19 protein-coding genes, 1 pseudogene and 1 riboswitch are annotated in these 15,662 nt (G+C 59.2%); of the genes and pseudogenes, 10 read left to right on the top strand and 10 right to left on the bottom strand.

The genetic code is table 11. The features are described 5' to 3' along the window. Positions 1-12: 12 nt before the first annotated feature. Together SJ05684_RS09680 and SJ05684_RS09675 are read left to right on the top strand one after the other, a co-directional pair. The gene (locus SJ05684_RS09680; protein WP_244426574.1) at positions 13-1,176 is read left to right on the top strand and encodes a hypothetical protein; all 1,164 of its coding nucleotides are present in this window, start codon (positions 13-15) and stop codon (positions 1,174-1,176) included. Beyond that, positions 1,177-1,668, top strand: coding sequence for a hypothetical protein (locus SJ05684_RS09675; RefSeq protein ID WP_244426573.1), 492 nt, complete (start codon positions 1,177-1,179; stop codon positions 1,666-1,668). It begins immediately after the preceding gene. A 210-nt stretch (positions 1,669-1,878) separates the two neighbouring features. On the opposite strand, the gene SJ05684_RS09670 is transcribed toward SJ05684_RS09675, so the two are convergent. The 9 genes from SJ05684_RS09670 to rfbF form a co-directional block, all read right to left on the bottom strand. Beyond that, positions 1,879-2,943: a glycosyltransferase family 2 protein gene (locus SJ05684_RS09670; protein WP_050979894.1), complete on the bottom strand. Its 1,065-nt coding sequence runs from the start codon at positions 2,941-2,943 to the stop codon at positions 1,879-1,881. Between the two features lie 2 nt (positions 2,944-2,945). Next, entirely contained in the window at positions 2,946-3,791 is an 846-nt protein-coding gene (locus tag SJ05684_RS09665) for a glycosyltransferase family 2 protein (RefSeq protein ID WP_034850776.1), read from the bottom strand. After that, complete coding sequence (locus SJ05684_RS09660) at positions 3,791-4,567, bottom strand: cephalosporin hydroxylase family protein (protein WP_034850774.1); 777 nt, start codon at positions 4,565-4,567, stop codon at positions 3,791-3,793. The genes SJ05684_RS09665 and SJ05684_RS09660 overlap by 1 nt, the downstream gene beginning before the upstream one ends. Before the next feature lie 16 nt (positions 4,568-4,583). Further along, a complete protein-coding gene (locus SJ05684_RS09655) occupies positions 4,584-5,414 on the bottom strand; it encodes an NAD-dependent epimerase/dehydratase family protein (protein WP_050979893.1) in 831 nt (276 codons plus the stop codon). Further along, the gene (locus SJ05684_RS09650; protein ID WP_244426572.1) at positions 5,411-5,806 is read right to left on the bottom strand and encodes an acyltransferase; all 396 of its coding nucleotides are present in this window, start codon (positions 5,804-5,806) and stop codon (positions 5,411-5,413) included. Before SJ05684_RS09650 ends, SJ05684_RS09655 begins: the two co-directional genes overlap by 4 nt. Positions 5,807-5,895: 89 nt before the next feature. Further along, complete coding sequence (locus tag SJ05684_RS09645) at positions 5,896-7,119, bottom strand: class I SAM-dependent methyltransferase (RefSeq protein WP_050979892.1); 1,224 nt, start codon at positions 7,117-7,119, stop codon at positions 5,896-5,898. Continuing rightward, complete coding sequence (rfbC, locus tag SJ05684_RS09640) at positions 7,116-7,664, bottom strand: dTDP-4-dehydrorhamnose 3,5-epimerase (protein ID WP_034850770.1); 549 nt, start codon at positions 7,662-7,664, stop codon at positions 7,116-7,118. The genes SJ05684_RS09645 and rfbC overlap by 4 nt, the downstream gene beginning before the upstream one ends. Further along, entirely contained in the window at positions 7,661-8,728 is a 1,068-nt protein-coding gene (gene rfbG, locus SJ05684_RS09635; RefSeq protein WP_034850768.1) for a CDP-glucose 4,6-dehydratase, read from the bottom strand. Before rfbG ends, rfbC begins: the two co-directional genes overlap by 4 nt. Beyond that, on the bottom strand, positions 8,710-9,477 hold the full coding sequence (gene rfbF / locus SJ05684_RS09630) for a glucose-1-phosphate cytidylyltransferase (protein WP_034850928.1): 768 nt from the start codon (positions 9,475-9,477) through the stop codon (positions 8,710-8,712). Before rfbF ends, rfbG begins: the two co-directional genes overlap by 19 nt. Before the next feature lie 170 nt (positions 9,478-9,647). Between rfbF and SJ05684_RS09625 the strand changes: the two genes are divergently transcribed. Genes SJ05684_RS09625 through SJ05684_RS09610 form a run of 4 tightly spaced genes read left to right on the top strand, consistent with a single transcriptional unit; the run spans position 9,648 to position 11,206 of the window. Then, a complete protein-coding gene (locus SJ05684_RS09625) occupies positions 9,648-10,466 on the top strand; it encodes a lysozyme family protein (protein ID WP_034850766.1) in 819 nt (272 codons plus the stop codon). Continuing rightward, positions 10,466-10,708 carry a hypothetical protein gene (locus SJ05684_RS09620; RefSeq protein WP_244426571.1) on the top strand — a complete coding sequence of 81 codons (243 nt, stop codon included), beginning with the start codon at positions 10,466-10,468 and terminating at the stop codon, positions 10,706-10,708. The genes SJ05684_RS09625 and SJ05684_RS09620 overlap by 1 nt, the downstream gene beginning before the upstream one ends. Further along, positions 10,641-10,871 (top strand): hypothetical protein, encoded by a 231-nt coding sequence (locus tag SJ05684_RS30365; RefSeq protein ID WP_085938957.1) that lies wholly within the window; start codon positions 10,641-10,643, stop codon positions 10,869-10,871. Before SJ05684_RS09620 ends, SJ05684_RS30365 begins: the two co-directional genes overlap by 68 nt. After that, positions 10,868-11,206, top strand: coding sequence for a DUF1515 family protein (locus SJ05684_RS09610; protein ID WP_034850764.1), 339 nt, complete (start codon positions 10,868-10,870; stop codon positions 11,204-11,206). Before SJ05684_RS30365 ends, SJ05684_RS09610 begins: the two co-directional genes overlap by 4 nt. A 42-nt stretch (positions 11,207-11,248) precedes the next feature. Here SJ05684_RS09610 and SJ05684_RS09605 read toward each other — a convergent pair whose 3' ends face one another. Beyond that, a complete protein-coding gene (locus tag SJ05684_RS09605; protein WP_095694246.1) occupies positions 11,249-13,021 on the bottom strand; it encodes an SLC13 family permease in 1,773 nt (590 codons plus the stop codon). 323 nt (positions 13,022-13,344) lie between these two features. Here SJ05684_RS09605 and SJ05684_RS09600 point away from each other — a divergent pair, with 323 nt between their 5' ends. The 4 genes and pseudogenes from SJ05684_RS09600 (at position 13,345) to SJ05684_RS09585 (ending at position 15,604) form a co-directional block, all read left to right on the top strand. Next, positions 13,345-13,629: a hypothetical protein gene (locus SJ05684_RS09600; protein WP_034850743.1), complete on the top strand. Its 285-nt coding sequence runs from the start codon at positions 13,345-13,347 to the stop codon at positions 13,627-13,629. Positions 13,630-13,647: 18 nt separating this feature from the next. Next, complete coding sequence (locus SJ05684_RS09595; protein WP_050979890.1) at positions 13,648-13,947, top strand: hypothetical protein; 300 nt, start codon at positions 13,648-13,650, stop codon at positions 13,945-13,947. Between the two features lie 132 nt (positions 13,948-14,079). Beyond that, positions 14,080-14,293: riboswitch (cobalamin riboswitch) on the top strand. 126 nt (positions 14,294-14,419) lie between these two features. Next, on the top strand, positions 14,420-14,806 hold the full coding sequence (locus SJ05684_RS09590; RefSeq protein WP_034850740.1) for a DUF1636 family protein: 387 nt from the start codon (positions 14,420-14,422) through the stop codon (positions 14,804-14,806). A 239-nt stretch (positions 14,807-15,045) separates the two neighbouring features. Beyond that, positions 15,046-15,604: pseudogene (locus tag SJ05684_RS09585) on the top strand (DUF924 family protein). The last annotated feature ends 58 nt before the right edge of the window (positions 15,605-15,662 follow it).

The following is a 15,662-nucleotide window of genomic DNA, read 5'->3' as shown; positions in this document are numbered from 1 at the left end:
ATGGAGGCACCATTGCCAAGAACAGGCGGAATCTATTCACCCCCGGCCGGCACCAAGGGCGTGCCGAACACGACAATTCAGAGTGTGCCCTATAACGCGCTGATCGACGACCTGACGGCCGATGCCAATGCCGCGCGACCGATCACCGCGGGCGGAACCGGCGCCACATCGGCGAGCGCCGCTCGAACGGCGCTCGGCGCGCAGACGGCCCATGCCGCGCTGAGTTCGATTTCCGCCCTCGCCACCTCGGCCGACAGAATGATCTACACGACGGCGGCGGATGCCTATGCGACAACGGCGCTGACGCCTTTCGCGCGGACGCTGCTCGACGACGCAAACGCCGCGGCCGCGCTGACGACGCTCGGGATCTCGGCCTTCATGCAGACGGTTCTGAACGATGCGGATGCGGCGGCGGCGCGTGCCACGCTCGGTGCCAACGATGCGTCCAACCTGACGACGGGCACGGTCCCGGACGCTCGGATTTCCGGTGCCTATTCCAGCATTACCACGCTTTCCACGTCAGGGAAGATCACGACCACCGGAAACGAGGTCGAAATATCCGGCGGGAACCCCAGGGTCAAATTCAACGACACGACAACCGGGGCCTATGACTTCTGGGCCTATGTCGACTCCCACAATTTCCATATCCTCGTTGACAGGATAGGTGACGGAGCCTGGAATACCCCGCACCCGCTTCAACTCGAGGGCGATACGAACACAGGCTATCTGTTCGGAAGCCAGATTCTCACGGCTGGAAACTACGACGCCCTGGGTGTGGCGCCGGAAGCGCGAACGATCACCGCCGGCAACGGCCTGACGGGCGGCGGTGACCTCGCCGCCAACCGGACGCTGACGCTGGGGACGCCGGGCAGCATCACCAATGCGACGACAAACTCGGTTACTTCGACGAGCCATACGCATGCGTTGGGGTTTACGGCTGCGGAGGTCTACGCCGGCGCAGGGGCGAACGACACGAGCTTTCCGTTGGGGCATGCTATCTTGTGTTATACTAATAATACGGCCCGGAACGCTTCTGTTACGCCAAGTCTGCGTTTAAATCTCAATTACCAGTATCTCTATTCCGGCCATACGGACGCGGGCAACCTATTGTCGGGAACGTGGCGGGCTCGCGGGGTGAACGGCGACGGTTGGGCCCTCTTGCAGAGGGTTGCGTGAATGGCGATGACATCATCCGGCACGACTCTCAATTCTGTTGCTTCAATCAAGGCCACGAGCGAGCGCGGCGTCTTCATCCTTCGTTGCAACATCACAGACGCGGAGGGAAACACCTATGACGCGGATTATTGCAGTCGCCCGGATGACATGTTCGGCTTGAACCCAATGGTCCGGAAGTGGCTCGCCGACAACCCTTCGTTCCCGATCCGGCCCTACATCCCGCCGACGGCAGCGGAAGTTCGCGCATCCTTGCCGCGGTTGACCGCGCGCAAGCTCCGAGTAGGTTTGCTCCGCGCCGGCATTTCACCGCGTCAAGTTACGGCCGCGATTGATGCCATGCCGGCGAGCGTCGACCGGGAGAAGGCGCAGATTGAGTGGGAATACGCGACGACCTTCGCACGAGCCGACCGTATCGTCGCGACGATCAGTACAGCGCTCGGCTTGAGCGATGCGCAAATTGACGCGATGTGGACCGACGCGCTCAACGTTTAACGTTCCGTGTTTGCCCGAATCGCTCACAGTGTGGCGGTGAGAGAAGCGGGTTAGGGCGGCGATCCCAATTGAGTGATGCCACGGTAACGATCTTTCTCGACTTCGCCCGTAGAAGGGAGGGCAGGTGGAGAGCCATGCAAAAGGCGACCGCATGGTCGTCAAAGAAAGGTATCTCACTACAAGACTGCGGTGAGCACGTCGCGGACGCTTTCATCCCCTACCAGGGTCTGGCGACCACTCTCTCATTGGAGTCAGGCGTCTGTCATCTAGGTCAAATGTGATAGACGGAATAAAGCCGAGATCGACTAGCTGCATGGGATCGGTGAACTTTATTGAACCTTCGTGCATGAAAGCGATCGAGCCCAATTCGTCAATCTCCTTCTTCATAGCGCGGTAATGCTGCGACGAATTGTAATGTTGCTGATCAGAGACTGCTTCAGTTATCTTGTCTCGATAGTTGGTAAAGAATTTGAAATGTAACAGCGCACCCCATAGGGGGGAGAAGTTGCGCTGGTATGGCAGCGGCTGGTGAATGCTGCTTCCAAAGAAACACGCTCTATCCCAATAAATTACCGGATACTTGATGAGTTCGTTGTTTTCACCAAAAAGGCGCTTTCTCGGGCCGCCTTTGATGCTTATTCCGCGTTTTCCAAAATTCACCTCGTAGCCTTGGCCATCGAAATTGTTGACACTTTTCCAAGGCATCTCGTCTGGTATCTGATTGTTTGCGCCGGATGGATAGAAGTCCAGCATAGGTGCCGGGAGCCGCCAAATATTGCGCTCTTCGAGCACACTAATGAGGTCTGGGAGTGTTTCTCGGGGACATTGATCGTAGACTAGGAACTCGTCTGAGTCCACGTTCACGTACCAGCGGTTGTGCCCATATTGCTCAATTAGAGCCTCCCGCCAAATACGCCCTCTTCTTGCTTCCGCGAATCGCATCGGCGATGTCCAGACATCTACGTCCTTCTGTTGAAGAAGATACTCACGAGATCCATCACTCGATCCGTCATCAACGCAAATGAAGCGGGTAACGCCCAATTTGCGATAGTGCCGGAGGAAGGCCGGTAGGATCGTGATTTCGTTTCGAGTAATAAATATGAGTGGCAAATCTGACACTGCCAAGTTCGAAACATCCCGGACTGGACAAATTGTCGATACCCTTCTGTCGCGGCGCTCCCGACGAGACACGCGCCAGTTATCAAAGTATGTTCTGGCAATTTGACCTAAAGATCGGCGTGGGAACGAGAAATCTTTTCTAAAAGGATATTGCATGATTACAGAATCCAAAACAATTTATATCGGGTCTTTCGACGAGCATCATTCCAGCACATGCGGAAGAATCTTAGTCTTGTGAGTAATGAAACGGGGGGTAACTTTTCTCTGAGGCGGTAACAGCCGATCGTATACTTGAGCCGCTGGCTCAACCGCTCCTGAAAGCTTTTGGCCCCGTATCGCTGTTCAGAACCAGAGCCTTCAGTAAAATCGTATGTCGGTCCGTCTACGTAGATCACCAAATCTCGTACCACAAATTCCGATACAACGTAGGACGCAAAGCACCAGGGATTCCCTAGCTCGAACCACCGGGACAAAAGCATTTCCTTAGCGCTCGACCGGTACAGATTGTAGATCCACTCAGCCGGAAATGTAAGATTTCTTGGCACGCTTCCCCGAACATAGCCGTCAACGAAGCCAAAAATAGACTTATCGGGACGCTTAATTCTACTCCTATTCGGGCCGACCAATCTGGTCGCGCAGGTAGCAACCATCCTGGTTGGATCACTTTCCAAAGCTTGAACAAGCTTTTCAAGGAAATCTAGGGAGGAGTGATCATCGCAAGCTCTAAGGCAGAAGTACTCACCCTCTGCTGCACCTAGACGAACGCCTCTTGCGAGATTTTCAGGTCCGCTGACGTGTTTTTCATTTGTGACCAATGAAAATCTGCTGTCTGTCCCACAGAAGGCCTTTGCAATTTCCGCAGTATTGTCGGTGGATCCATTTTCCAGAATGATGGCTTTGAAGTCGACAAACGTCTGATTTGCAATGCACTCCAGGCTGCTTCGAAGAGTCTTGGCGCCATTGTAAACGGGAACAACAACGGCGATCTTCGGTCTGCTGGCCATCACAGTCTCTTCAAAAAGCCGTCCGGTGCCACCGTGACCATGAGCTTGTTCGCCATCGTACGATCAATACTGAATTCAGGGTGCATGGCGGTATAGGCGTGAACGGCGGTCATCGGATTATTGCCTACATCCCAAGCGCGATCTCCGAAGAAGCCGGGAGATAGTTCTTCCACGAAAGTATCAAAAACAACGCAGTAGCAGCCCCGCGTTACGAGGGGCGCATAGGCCTCTAGCTCGGCGAGGACATGGTCGTGCGTGTGCATCGAATCGAGGCAAACCATGACTCTCTCGTGGCCCATCGCCAGCGCTTTGACAGACTCTATGACTTCTGCATCGATGGAAGAGCCCTGAATCATTTCGATCCGGGTGGCCATGGGGTGCTTTTCTATTGCGGCGCGGTTGTGCGCACGGATGTCAATATCTACGCCAACGACCTTGCGCTTGGCTTCCCTGGGATCGAATGATACACCTGCCTCGATGGCGTCACACATGTCAAGGAGAGCAAGCAAGGAGGCGCTGAGAATAAGCGACCCGCCATGTGCTATGCCGGTTTCAATAATAAGGTCAGGGCGAGTCGTCCACACCAGTTCCTGTATCGCCTGGATATCCTGCGGATATTGGATTATCGGGCGCCCCAGCCAGTCAAAATTATAGACATAGCGCTCCGCCATTGACTTGGCGCGCCACTCGGCAGAAATCGTCCGGAATTCCTCATTCCGGCCATAGGCTTCGATGGCAGAAGTACGTTCCAATCTGAATTGTTCAGCAGGGTCCATGAAATCAAACCTAGTTCTATTCGTCTATGCGGGTTTTCTCTGCAGTTCGGAGTCGGTCGGCGAGAATATCGGGAAGATAGCCCAGCACGTCCGCTGGATAAAACTGAAATTCCCGCTGAATCCTTTGAATTGATATTGGCGGGAATGAAACCGCGGGTGCGTGCTCCGCGACAGTGAGAGAACAACCAGTGCGGCCACAAATTGCCTCTACCCACTGCGCATGCGTGATATTTCTACCGCTCGCCACATTATAAATGGACTGGGTGCCCTCACTTGCGATCCGTGCGAGTAGATCCACAACATCGCCGATCCAGATGTAATCTTTTCGAGAATCTAAGGCCGTTTGCAAAGTAATACGCCCAGTTCGCGCCTCACGGCATAGGGCGCCGATGAAAGTATCCGCGCTTGCTTCATCAATTCCTACGACGTTCGAAAGGCGGGCGATGCGCACGTCAGGACGCCCCGATTGCAAACAGATCGCTTCACCCGTCAACTTGGAAAGGTTGTAGAGGTCGGAAGGATCGGCCGGGCGCGCTGATAAAGAGGCATTCTCCTCCGTCTGCGTCCCGTTGCCGTAAACTCGAGTTGAGGACAGATATAGGAATGAGCAAAAGTGCGCCGCACGCAGAATATCCGCGGTGAGGGAGACATGCGCGGTGATGGTATCAAAAGGACGGCTGCGGAAATCTGCGGTCAGCCCAATCGCATAAATGACGTGTCCGAGATCCGCGTCAGGCATTGCCGCAAAATCGCGAGGAGCGGCCAATACGTCGTGACCAAGCTCTCTGAGCCGTCGAACGAGATGGCCGCCTATCAGGCCGGATGCGCCAAAGACGGTGTATTTCACGACCGTTCCCCCAGCACCCGCAAGGGATTTCCGCCATAGACCGTATAGGATGTGAGCTCCCCGCGCACGATCGCGCCGGCCGCGACCACGCAGCCGCGCCGTATGATCGCACCGTCGAGAATGACGCAATTTGCTCCAAGCCACACATCGTCTTCGATTAGAATTCCGCCTCGGCTCGCCTGGAAGCCCTGTTGGCGGATAGGCTGGTTCCTATCCGAAAAGGCGTGGTTTACTGGGGCGAAGGTGCAGTTGGCGGCTACTAGAACATCATTGCCGATACGAATCCCATTTCCGGTGTAAAGCACGCACCCGCTGTTGAGATAGCAATGATTGCCGACCTCTAAATCGCCCCTGCCGCCTGCCGCCTTGATCTTCACGAAGCTGTCAATCACCGAGTTCGCTCCGATTACAACGCGGGTTCCGCGGGTCGAATCATCGATATCAGCCAAGGGGCTGACGTGAGCGGTGGGGTGAATCTCGATCACGTAACCACCAACTCGGGGAGAGCAACTACAAATTTCATTCCCTTTTCTGCCAGAGCAGCATTCTGCTGCTTGACCTCCTCAGCGATGTTCCACGGCAGAATGAGCAGAAAATCTGGTGTGTTTTCCAGAAGAACTTGAGGCGGCAGGATAGGAATGCGGCTGCCAGGCATAAACTTCCTTTGTTTCGCAGGCGCTGCATCGCAAATAAACGGTAGGAGATCGGCTTTTACACCGGCATAGTTGAGCAGCGTGTTTCCCTTCGCCGCCGCTCCGTAACCAGCCACGGTCTTGCCTTGCTTTTTCTGATCTAGGAGAAATGCAAGGAGGCCGTCCTTCGCTGCACAAACCTTCTCCTGGAAGGCCGCATAGAACTCCGCGCCGTCCATTCCTCGGCTCTTCTCATCAGCGAGTAGCGAGGCGACAGCGGGCGTCTCCATGTGCTTTGCGGACTTACGGCAGCCATAAACCCGCAGACTGCCTCCATGTGTTGATAGTTCCTCGACATCGAAGATGCGAAGGCCCGCGTTCTCAAAAATCCGCTTTACGGTGAAAAGGGACAAATAGGAAAAATGCTCGTGATATATCGTATCGAACTGAATGCCTTCCACGAGCCGCATAAGATGCGGAAATTCCAGTGTGACGACCCCTTGAGGTTTCAGCACAGTATAGAGGCCGCGCGTAAAGTCGTTGATATCAGGCACATGGGCATAGACATTGTTTCCCACAATGAGATCTGCCTGTGTGCCATTCTCGGATAGCTCGTCCGCCAGCGCCTGTCCGAAGAACCTCCGCAGAACCGGAATCCCAATTGTTTCGGCCGCATCCGCAGTGCTGTCGGTTGGCTCGACACCCAAGCAGGGAATTCCGGCGGCGACGAAGTTCCTCAACAGATAACCGTCGTTGGAGCCGACCTCGATTACAAAGCTGTCACGGTTGAGTCCGAGGCGGCGAATGATCGTAGCAGAATAGTCGCCAGCATGGTTGAGCCAAGTTCTAGAAATGGAGGAGAAATATGCATAATCCTTGCGGAATAGACCCTCGCGCTCCACGTAGTCGTCGGTCTGCACTAATCGGCACTCGGAACAAACGAAGAGACGTAGAGGGTAGTAGGTCTCCGGCTTTGCCAATTCGTCCGCAGTCAAATAGGCGTTTGAGGGAGGTGCAGTCGCCAGATCGAGGAACAAGTCCGTCAGTAATGTTCGACAGTGGCGACAATTCATATCGGTATCGAGCCCAATTGGGTTAGTGATGGATGCTGGCGATCTTTTAGCGAAATTTCGGTGATTGGCAACGGCCAACTGATCGCGATATCGGGGTCATCGAAGCGCAATCCAGCTTCGTGCTCGGGGCTGTAGAATGCCGAATGAAGATAAAGAAGTTCAGTATCGCCCTCTAACGTTTGAAACCCGTGGGCGCAACCTGTCGGGATGTAGATCGTTGTGCGGTTCTCGTGGGTCAGTTCAACGCCATGCCAATGACCATAGGTCGGTGAGCCCTTCCGGAGATCGACTATGACGTCGAATACTGCTCCCTTCACGCAGCGGACGAGTTTGGCTTCTGCACTTGGCCGGCGCTGGAAATGCATTCCGCGCACAGAGCCTTTGCGCTTTGTAAGCGACGTGTTCATTTGCACCCAGACGGTCTCGAGGCCTTGAGAGGCAAACTCCCGCACGCAGAAAGTTCGGGCGAAGAATCCGCGCTCGTCTTTGCGTTCTTCGATGTCGATCAGGAACGCCCCGGCAATTGGAAGAGCTCCGAATTTCATCCGTCCGCATAGGCCCCTATTTGTGCCAAGGTCAGAGCGCGTGCGTCCGCGCCCTCGTGCACAGCGCGATACCATGTCATAGTCTGCCTTACCGCTTCCGCCATGTCCCATCGGGGCGACCAGCCGAGAAGGGTGCGAGCCTTGTCAATCGAAAGGCTAAGGTGTGCCGCCTCGTGTACAGCCCGTGGCTGTGGCTCGCTTTGCCACTCTCCCGGCCAATGCCGCAACGCCTCTTTCAATACCGTCTCCACGTCACTTATGCCTGAAGGCTCAGGTCCAAAATTAAAGGAGGTGTCAAGGCCGGGAGTGTCCTCCTCATAAAGCCGCTGCGCCAGCAGGAGATAACCGGAAAGGGATTCAAGCACATGTTGCCAAGGACGAACGGACGCCGAGTTGCGAATCGAGATTGTCTCTCCAGCAGCGAGGGAACGCGCGATGTCTGGAATCAACCGATCCTCTGCCCAGTCGCCGCCACCGATAACATTACCAGCGCGAGCCGAAGCCAACTTGACCGGAGATTCCGCTCCGAAAACGGCGTTCCGCCAAGTGGCGACGGCGAGCTCCGCGGCGGCTTTGCTGGTGCTATAGGGATCATGCCCGCCTAGAGTATCGGTCTCTCGATAGCCATAGAACCATTCCCGGTTTTCGTAGACTTTATCGCTCGTGACGATTACGGCCGCACAGCGTTGATCATGGGAGCGCAAACTCTCTAGCAGATTGGCCGTTCCTATGACGTTCGTCTGCCATGTCCGCAACGGTTCGCGGTAGGAGCGGCGCACGATCGGCTGCGCGGCAAGGTGCAATACTACATCTGGCACAGCATGTCGCACACAAGCAGCAACTGCGTCGCCATCCCGGATGTCACAAACTATGTGGTCGAGATCGCGCTCAAGGCCAAGCTGGCGAAAGAGCGAGGGGCTCGTGTGCGGTTCCAGCGCGCAGCCGTAGACCTTTGCTCCGAGGTGTGACAACCACAAGGCCAGCCAGCTGCCTTTGAAGCCCGTGTGTCCAGTGAGCAGTACCCGCTTGTCGCGCCAAAAGCCTTTCATGCCCAAACTTTCCATGGAGCTTCCCCCGCGTTCCAAAGTGCGTCCAGATGGTTCTTGTCGCGCAATGTGTCCATTGCCGCCCAAAAGCCAGTATGTTTCCAAACAGACAGCTGGTTGGTAGCCGCCAAATGCTCCAGGGGCTCACGTTCCCAGAAGGTGTCGTCACCTTCTATGAGATCGATTGCACCTTGTTCACACACGAAAAAGCCACCATTTATCCAGCGTCCATCTCCCGCAGGTTTTTCGAGGAAGCTCTTCACCTTCGCGCCCGCTATCTCCAGTGATCCAAAGCGCCCCGCCGGCTGAATCGCTGTCACGGTTGCAAGCGTTTGCTGCTCTCGGTGGAAAGCGATCAGCGCCCCAATATCGACGTCGCTAACCCCATCGCCGTAGGTGAGGCAGAACGGCCCGTCAATGTAATCCCGTACTCTGCGGATGCGCCCTCCAGTCATGGTGTCTTCGCCGGTATCCACAAGTGTTACCTTCCATGGCTCGGCGTAGCGCTGGTGTACTTCCATGCTGTTGGTGCTGAGATCGAGGGTCACATCCGAGGTATGTAAGAAGTAGTTGGCGAAATATTCTTTGATCTGGTAGCCCTTGTAGCCGCAGCAAATCACGAACTCATGGATGCCGTGCTGCCCGTACAGCTTCATGATGTGCCATAAGATCGGGCGTCCGCCGATCTCGATCATTGGCTTCGGCCGCAGATGCGATTCTTCGCTGATCCGCGTCCCGAATCCACCTGCCAAAATTACTGCTTTCATCTTTAACCGCCAGAGGAATCGGACCGAAACGCGCAAACCGGAACCGTGAGTAGGTGTCCGGACCTCGATGCCATCTAGCATCACTGGACAGGCCGTTTCAACAGCTACGCCCGCTGTTGCAGTCCGCAATTTGGGTAAGCCATAGTCGCCCCTATCCAATAAGGTGAACCATGAACAAAACCGTGCCTCCCGGCGCGGCGATCCTGCTCGACTTTGTCCGTGAAGCGGAAGTCGGGCGGGGCGACCGCGCGTCTTATGATGTGATCTACGGCAACAATCAAGACAAGCTGCCGCGGCCGATAACGTCGATGACGCTCGACGAGGTCGAGGCGGCGCAGGCGGGGTGGTCCAGGTGGTTCGGGTCGAGTGCGGCCGGCGGCTACCAGTTCATGAAGAACACGCTGGATGCGCCGCGCTCGCTGAGGGACATAGAAGGCGAAATGGGGCTCAGCGGCAAGGAGCGGTTCACGCCGGACCTGCAGGACCGCATGGCCTACCACCTCTTGAAGCGCCGCGGCTATCAGGCGTTCATTGCCGGAAGGATGAGCCGCATTGCGTTCGGCAAGCGCCTTGCGCAGGAATGGGCGTCGCTGCCCGTGCTTGCGGACACGAGGGGCGCGAAGGGCAGGGTCAGGCGGGGACAGTCCTATTATGCCGGCGACGGGCGCAACAGGGCGCTGGTGGGGCCGGAGGCGGTGGAGGCGGTCATGGAGCGGGCGCTCGCGGCGGCGCGGCGGGCCGAGACGCCGGAGGAAGTTCCGATTCAGGCCGAGAGCCCGGTGCGGCCGCAGAAGCCGATCCGCAAGTCGGGCCGGTTCTGGACCTGGCTGCTGACCGCCGGCGGCTCGATCCTCACGGCGCTGAAGGAGCTCAACCTGGTGGCGCTCGACTGGCGGGTGCAGCTCGCCATTCTCACCGTCATCGTCGGCTTCGCGGCCTATGCGATCACCTCCATGCCGGCGGTGCGCCGGGCGCTGGGGGTGAAGTGATGCCGGGCTGGGTGAAGATCGCCGCCGGCGCGCTGGTGCTCGCGGCCGTCGCCTGGGCGGTGCTCCAGATCCGCGAGGAGGGCGCCCGGTCGGTCAAGCAAACAATCGAAAGGCAGAACAATGAAGCGGCTTTGCAATCGGCTGCTCGCCGCAGCGACTTTGACCGCTGCGTCGATGGCGGCGGCCTGTGGAACTTCGGGACCGGCGAGTGTCGCCGGCCTGCGCCCGGTGGTCGGGACTGACCTCATCGGCGCGCGCGGCGCCACGGCGGCGGACCAGCGGAAGATCGACCGGACCGTCGTCGGCATCTGCGCCGCGGCGGTGTGGTCGAAGGCGGAATGCTCGAGTCATGGGGAAGGGCGGGGTCACGGGGAAGGGCGGGGGCACGGGGAGGGACGGGAATGATCGACGGGCATGTTCACCAGCAGCTCGGCACGCTGCTCGCCGAGGTGAAGAACCTGCGCGAGGATTTCCGCCGCGCGGAGGACCGAAGCGATGCCGCCCGCGCCTCGATGAGCCGCCGGATCGAGGAACTGGCGGGGCGGGTGGGGACGCTCGAAGGCATTGTGGCCACGGCGCGGGACGATATCCGCGAGATGAAGCCGGTGACCGAGGATGTGCGCAAATGGAAGCTGATGGGCCTGGGCGCGCTCGGCGTCATCGGCATCGGCGGCGCCTCGCTCGGCGTGACCTTTGCCGATGTGGTGAAGCGCGGAATGGCGCTGCTCAGGGCCGGTTAAGAGGTCGCTGCCCCAAGACCGCACAGTCTTGGGCGACGGGCATTACAGCGGCCAGAACCACATCAGCAACGGCACCGTCGCGATGATGATGACGATCGACAGCGGCAGCCCGAGCCGAGGATAGTCGCTGAACCGGTAGCCGCCGGGGCCCATGACCAGCGTATTGCACTGGTGGCCGATCGGGGTGAGGAAATCCGAACCGGCGCCGATCGCCACCGCCATGAGAAAGGCGTCGGGCCTGTAGCCGAGCGCGGTGGCGAAGCTCGCGGCGATCGGTGCCATGACGAGCACGGTCGCGGCATTGTTGAGGAAAGGCGTCACCGCCATCGCCGCGATGAGGATGAGAGCGAGGGCCCCGGCCGGCGGCAGATGGGTGGCGATGCCGCCGAGCCAGCCGGCGATCAGATCCGAGCCGCCCGTCGTGCGCAGCGAGTCGCTCACGGGGATGAGCGCTGCCAGCATCACCAGGATCGGGCCGTCGACGGCGCGATAGACGTCGCGCAACGGGATGACGCGGAAGATCACCATGGCGAGCGCCGCAGCAAAGAAGGCGACCGGCACCGGCACCACGCCGATTGCGGTCGTCGCCATCGCCGCAGCGAGCAGCAGGAGCGGCAGGGTGCCGCGACGGATGGTGCCGAGCAGGATTTCGCGCTGCGCCAGCGGCAGGCAGCCGAAGTCCTGCAGGAAGGAAGGCAGCTCGCTTCGCGCCCCCTGCAGCACGACGATATCGCCGGCCTGCAGCCTGATGCTGCCGAGGCGCTGCTTCAGCCTCTCGCCCTGCCGGCTCACCGCAAGCAGGTTGACATTGTGATTGTTGAAGAGCGCCAGTCGCTCGGCGGACATGCCGATGAGGGATGAATTGCTGCCGATCACGGCTTCGATCGCCTCGATCTCCGAACGGGTCTTGTCGCCCGGCATCGGCAGCCGCTCGCCGGCGATCTTCAGCTTCGCCTGGGAGACGATGCGGTCCAGGGCGGCCGGCCCGCCCTCGAGCAGCAATATGTCGTCCGTCTCGATCACCACATCGGGAAGCGGCGCCAGATGCGTGCCGCGCCGGAAGATGGCGATGACGACGGCGCCGCCGTCGCCGATCCTGACGAGGTTGCTCACGGGCTTGCCGATCGCCGGCGAGCCGGGCGCCGCCATGGCTTCCGCCGTATAGTCGGTGATCTCGATCGCCTGATTTACCGAGACCTCCTGGCTCTTGCGCTCCGGTACCAGGCGATAGGCAAGCAGCAGGAAGACGCAGCCGACAAGCGCAAGCGAAGCGCCGACCGGCGTGAAATCGAACATCGAGAAACTTTCGCCGGTGAGGTCTGCACGCATCCGCGAGACGACGACGTTCGGCGACGTGCCGACCTGCGTCATCAGCCCGCCGATCAGCGAGCCGAAGGCCATCGGCATCAGAAAGACCGAGGGCTGCACCTTCGAGCGCCGGGCAAACTGAAACGCGACCGGAATCATGATCGCGAGCGCACCGATATTCTTGATGAAGGCCGAGAGCACGGTGACGGTGACCACGAGAAGCGCAAGCTGCGCCCGCACCGACTGCAGTTCCGGCAGGAAGCGCTGGATCGCCGCATCCACGATGCCCGAACGGGCAACGCCGGCGCTGACGATCAGGGCACTGGCGACGATGATGACGATGTCGTCGCTGAAGCCGTCAAAGGCATGGTCAAAGGGCACGATGCCGACGGCCACCGAAAGCATCAGCGCCGAGCAGGCGACGATGTCGTACCGGAGCCGACCCCATACGAAAAAGACCATCATGGCGCCGATGACGATAAACGAGAGGAACTGGTCGGCGGTCATAAGCGAGTACCTGAAGCAACGACTGATCGGACATGGGCCTTTTGCAACGCACCACCCGGCCGGTATCGGACGGGCAGCCTCGTTGCGCCGCCGTCCGACGGCCTGGCGAGTTTCCCTCTACATCCTCTAAAGCATCCATCGGATGCAACTGAAATATCGCGGAATTCCTGGCGAAGCGCCCCGCCTTCACCAGGAAACTGCGCCGGACCCCCGCCTTTTCTTGGATCGCCTGCGAAGAAGGAATAAGATGTTAGGAGCAGTTGAAGGCCTGACAACGGTTCCTCGCTTTGGAAATGCGCCCGGATGCCACCAGGAACACCAGCATGAAGATTGCCCTTGCCGTTTTCTACGCGACGCTTGCGCTCGCTGCCTGCACGCCCGCGACACGCACGGTCGGTTACGGGCCCGGCCTCGAGCCGATTCCCGGCAGCATCACCTATGGCGGCCAGCCGCGCACGAAACTGACCAAGGCGCCCATCGGCAGCATCGTCCCGCACCAGTTCTTCGATCGATTTGGATATCGAGTCTATGAGACCTACATCATCGAACCGGATCGCTCGCTGCGCCTGACAAGCCGCCGCATAGACTACGACATCTTCGACGATTGACTTGCGAAGGAGGGCGAGATGCCCTGCAAAGCTTTGAAAAATGCGGTTCCCCTGATCGTTGCGGCGCTCCTTTCGGGCGCCTGCACGGTGACCTATGCGGGCGGCTACGGCTATGGGCTCGAGCCGATCCCCGGCAGCATCACCTATGGCGGCCAGCCGCGCACGAAGCTGACCAAGTCGCCCATCGGCAGCATCGTCCCCCATCAATTCATCGATCGCTTCGGGCGGCGGGTCTACGAGACCTACGTGATCGAGCCGGATCGCTCGCTGCGCCTGGTAAGCCGCCGCTACCGCGACCTGCCCTTCTTCGACGATTAGCGCATCGGCCCGAATATCGGAAAGGGCGATGCGCGGATTCAAGGAGCTACAGAGACCTTGCGCGTCCGACAAGACGCGTGGCGTCGTGAAGCGAAATCTTCTCCCGCCCCCATTGCGTCCCGCGCAGACTCATGCGACCAAGGGCGCGATGGTGCTGCTGCCCTTGATCCGGCAGCGGCTGAAAAGGGAACACGGTGAGGATGCCCGAAAGGGGCCGATCCCGTGGCTGCCCCCGCAACTGTGAGCGGAAAGCGCATCTACAACATGTCACTGGCCGGGAGGCTGGGAAGACGTGGAGGCGCCTCGACCCGCGAGCCAGGAGACCTGCCATCGAACCGATCAACCACAACGGACGGGGTGTTCCGATGGAAAAGAAGTGGCTTCTGCCTGGCGGGCAATCGTCGGTCCGGATTTTCGCTATCTTCTCTGCGGCCCCGCTTGTAAAGCTGGCAGGGGCCGGCGGAGAACAGCCATGGCGAATTCGCATCAATCAGCGCACAAGATAACGCTTTCGACCGAGTGCCACTTCACAGGCGGGCCCTGCCGTCCGGGCGCCCAGTTGCTTGCCATGCTCAACCGCAGCGTTTCGGCGCTCGGCAAGCCGCTCGACGATGATTTCGCGATCGCCGGCACGGTGTGCATGGCCGCCTGCACGCGGCCCTGCACCATTGCCTTCCAGGCGTCGGGCACGGCGACCTATCTCTTCGGCGATGTCGATGTGGAAGAGAATATCGACGATCTCGTCGACTTCGCCGTCGCCCATGCGGACGGCGGCCCGAGACCTGCCGGCGGCGGCAATCTCGCCCGCGTCCCGGCGGCGCTGATCGTCTCCGAAGCCCTTGCCGGGCATTTCCAGTGAGGGGGGCCGTCTGGTCATCGTCGCAGTTCGTCCGTCGGTCAGCCGGCCTATTCAGTGGAGCTACAGCGCCGCGCGTCTTTTCAAAGGCGCAAAGGTCACCGTAACTCTTTGAATCTGCGCATCGAGCTTTCGGAAAATCGGGTACGATTTTCGGGCCGATGCGCTGGCGCCCGGCTGGAAATCGCGGGGGCGATCGCCTATTTGACGCGATGCGACCGTCGGAAGGGGGAAGGGTGGGAATGACTGACCAAAGCGCGATCTGCACACCGGATGACGTGTTGAAATTCTGGTTCGAGGAGCTTTCCTACGAACACTGGTTCACTCCGAGCGCCGAACTCGATCGCGAGTGCGCGCGGCGATTCCAGGACACGCATCTGGCGCTTTCGAGGCATGTCGACGACGTCTGGCGGGCGAACCCGCGCAATTGGCTTGCGGCTCCTTCTCTTCGACCAGCTCCCGCGCAACATGTATCGCGGATCGCCGCTGGCGTTTGCGACCGACGGCCTGGCCTTGCGCGAGGCGCAGCTTGCCATAGGCGCTAGCGCCGACATGGCGGTGCCGCCGGAATGGCGCGCCTTCTTCTACATGCCGTTCGAGCATTCCGAGAACCTCGCCGATCAGACGACGGCCGTGAAGCTCTTTACCGAGCTCGGCGAGCCAAACTATCTCGATTATGCGATTCGCCATCGCCAGGTGATCGAGCAGTTCGGTCGCTTTCCGCATCGCAACGCCATCGTCGGGCGCAGATCGACCTCGGCGGAGGAGGCCTATCTCGCCCAGCCCGGCGCGGGATTTTGACGGTGCTTCGTTGACGGGAAGGTCGTAAGAGGTGGCGGCGGTGTGCCGGTTTTGCATG

Source organism: Sinorhizobium sojae CCBAU 05684 (assembly GCF_002288525.1).
Classification (GTDB): domain Bacteria; phylum Pseudomonadota; class Alphaproteobacteria; order Rhizobiales; family Rhizobiaceae; genus Sinorhizobium; species Sinorhizobium sojae.
Note: the sequence above shows the minus strand (reverse complement) of the source record. Positions and strands in the feature narration are given on the sequence as shown.

What these genes read in the sequence shown, in the direction of transcription:
- SJ05684_RS09675 (WP_244426573.1), top strand. Translation starts at nt 1,177, where the DNA reads ATGGCGATGACATCATCCGGCACGACTCTCAATTCTGTTGCTTCAATC.
- SJ05684_RS09670 (WP_050979894.1), bottom strand. Translation starts at nt 2,943, where the DNA reads ATGCAATATCCTTTTAGAAAAGATTTCTCGTTCCCACGCCGATCTTTA.
- SJ05684_RS09665 (WP_034850776.1), bottom strand. Translation starts at nt 3,791, where the DNA reads ATGGCCAGCAGACCGAAGATCGCCGTTGTTGTTCCCGTTTACAATGGC.
- SJ05684_RS09660 (WP_034850774.1), bottom strand. Translation starts at nt 4,567, where the DNA reads ATGGACCCTGCTGAACAATTCAGATTGGAACGTACTTCTGCCATCGAA.
- SJ05684_RS09645 (WP_050979892.1), bottom strand. Translation starts at nt 7,119, where the DNA reads ATGAATTGTCGCCACTGTCGAACATTACTGACGGACTTGTTCCTCGAT.
- rfbC (WP_034850770.1), bottom strand. Translation starts at nt 7,664, where the DNA reads ATGAAATTCGGAGCTCTTCCAATTGCCGGGGCGTTCCTGATCGACATC.
- rfbG (WP_034850768.1), bottom strand. Translation starts at nt 8,728, where the DNA reads ATGGAAAGTTTGGGCATGAAAGGCTTTTGGCGCGACAAGCGGGTACTG.
- rfbF (WP_034850928.1), bottom strand. Translation starts at nt 9,477, where the DNA reads ATGAAAGCAGTAATTTTGGCAGGTGGATTCGGGACGCGGATCAGCGAA.
- SJ05684_RS09625 (WP_034850766.1), top strand. Translation starts at nt 9,648, where the DNA reads ATGAACAAAACCGTGCCTCCCGGCGCGGCGATCCTGCTCGACTTTGTC.
- SJ05684_RS09620 (WP_244426571.1), top strand. Translation starts at nt 10,466, where the DNA reads ATGCCGGGCTGGGTGAAGATCGCCGCCGGCGCGCTGGTGCTCGCGGCC.
- SJ05684_RS30365 (WP_085938957.1), top strand. Translation starts at nt 10,641, where the DNA reads ATGGCGGCGGCCTGTGGAACTTCGGGACCGGCGAGTGTCGCCGGCCTG.
- SJ05684_RS09610 (WP_034850764.1), top strand. Translation starts at nt 10,868, where the DNA reads ATGATCGACGGGCATGTTCACCAGCAGCTCGGCACGCTGCTCGCCGAG.
- SJ05684_RS09605 (WP_095694246.1), bottom strand. Translation starts at nt 13,021, where the DNA reads ATGACCGCCGACCAGTTCCTCTCGTTTATCGTCATCGGCGCCATGATG.
- SJ05684_RS09600 (WP_034850743.1), top strand. Translation starts at nt 13,345, where the DNA reads ATGAAGATTGCCCTTGCCGTTTTCTACGCGACGCTTGCGCTCGCTGCC.
- SJ05684_RS09595 (WP_050979890.1), top strand. Translation starts at nt 13,648, where the DNA reads ATGCCCTGCAAAGCTTTGAAAAATGCGGTTCCCCTGATCGTTGCGGCG.
- SJ05684_RS09590 (WP_034850740.1), top strand. Translation starts at nt 14,420, where the DNA reads ATGGCGAATTCGCATCAATCAGCGCACAAGATAACGCTTTCGACCGAG.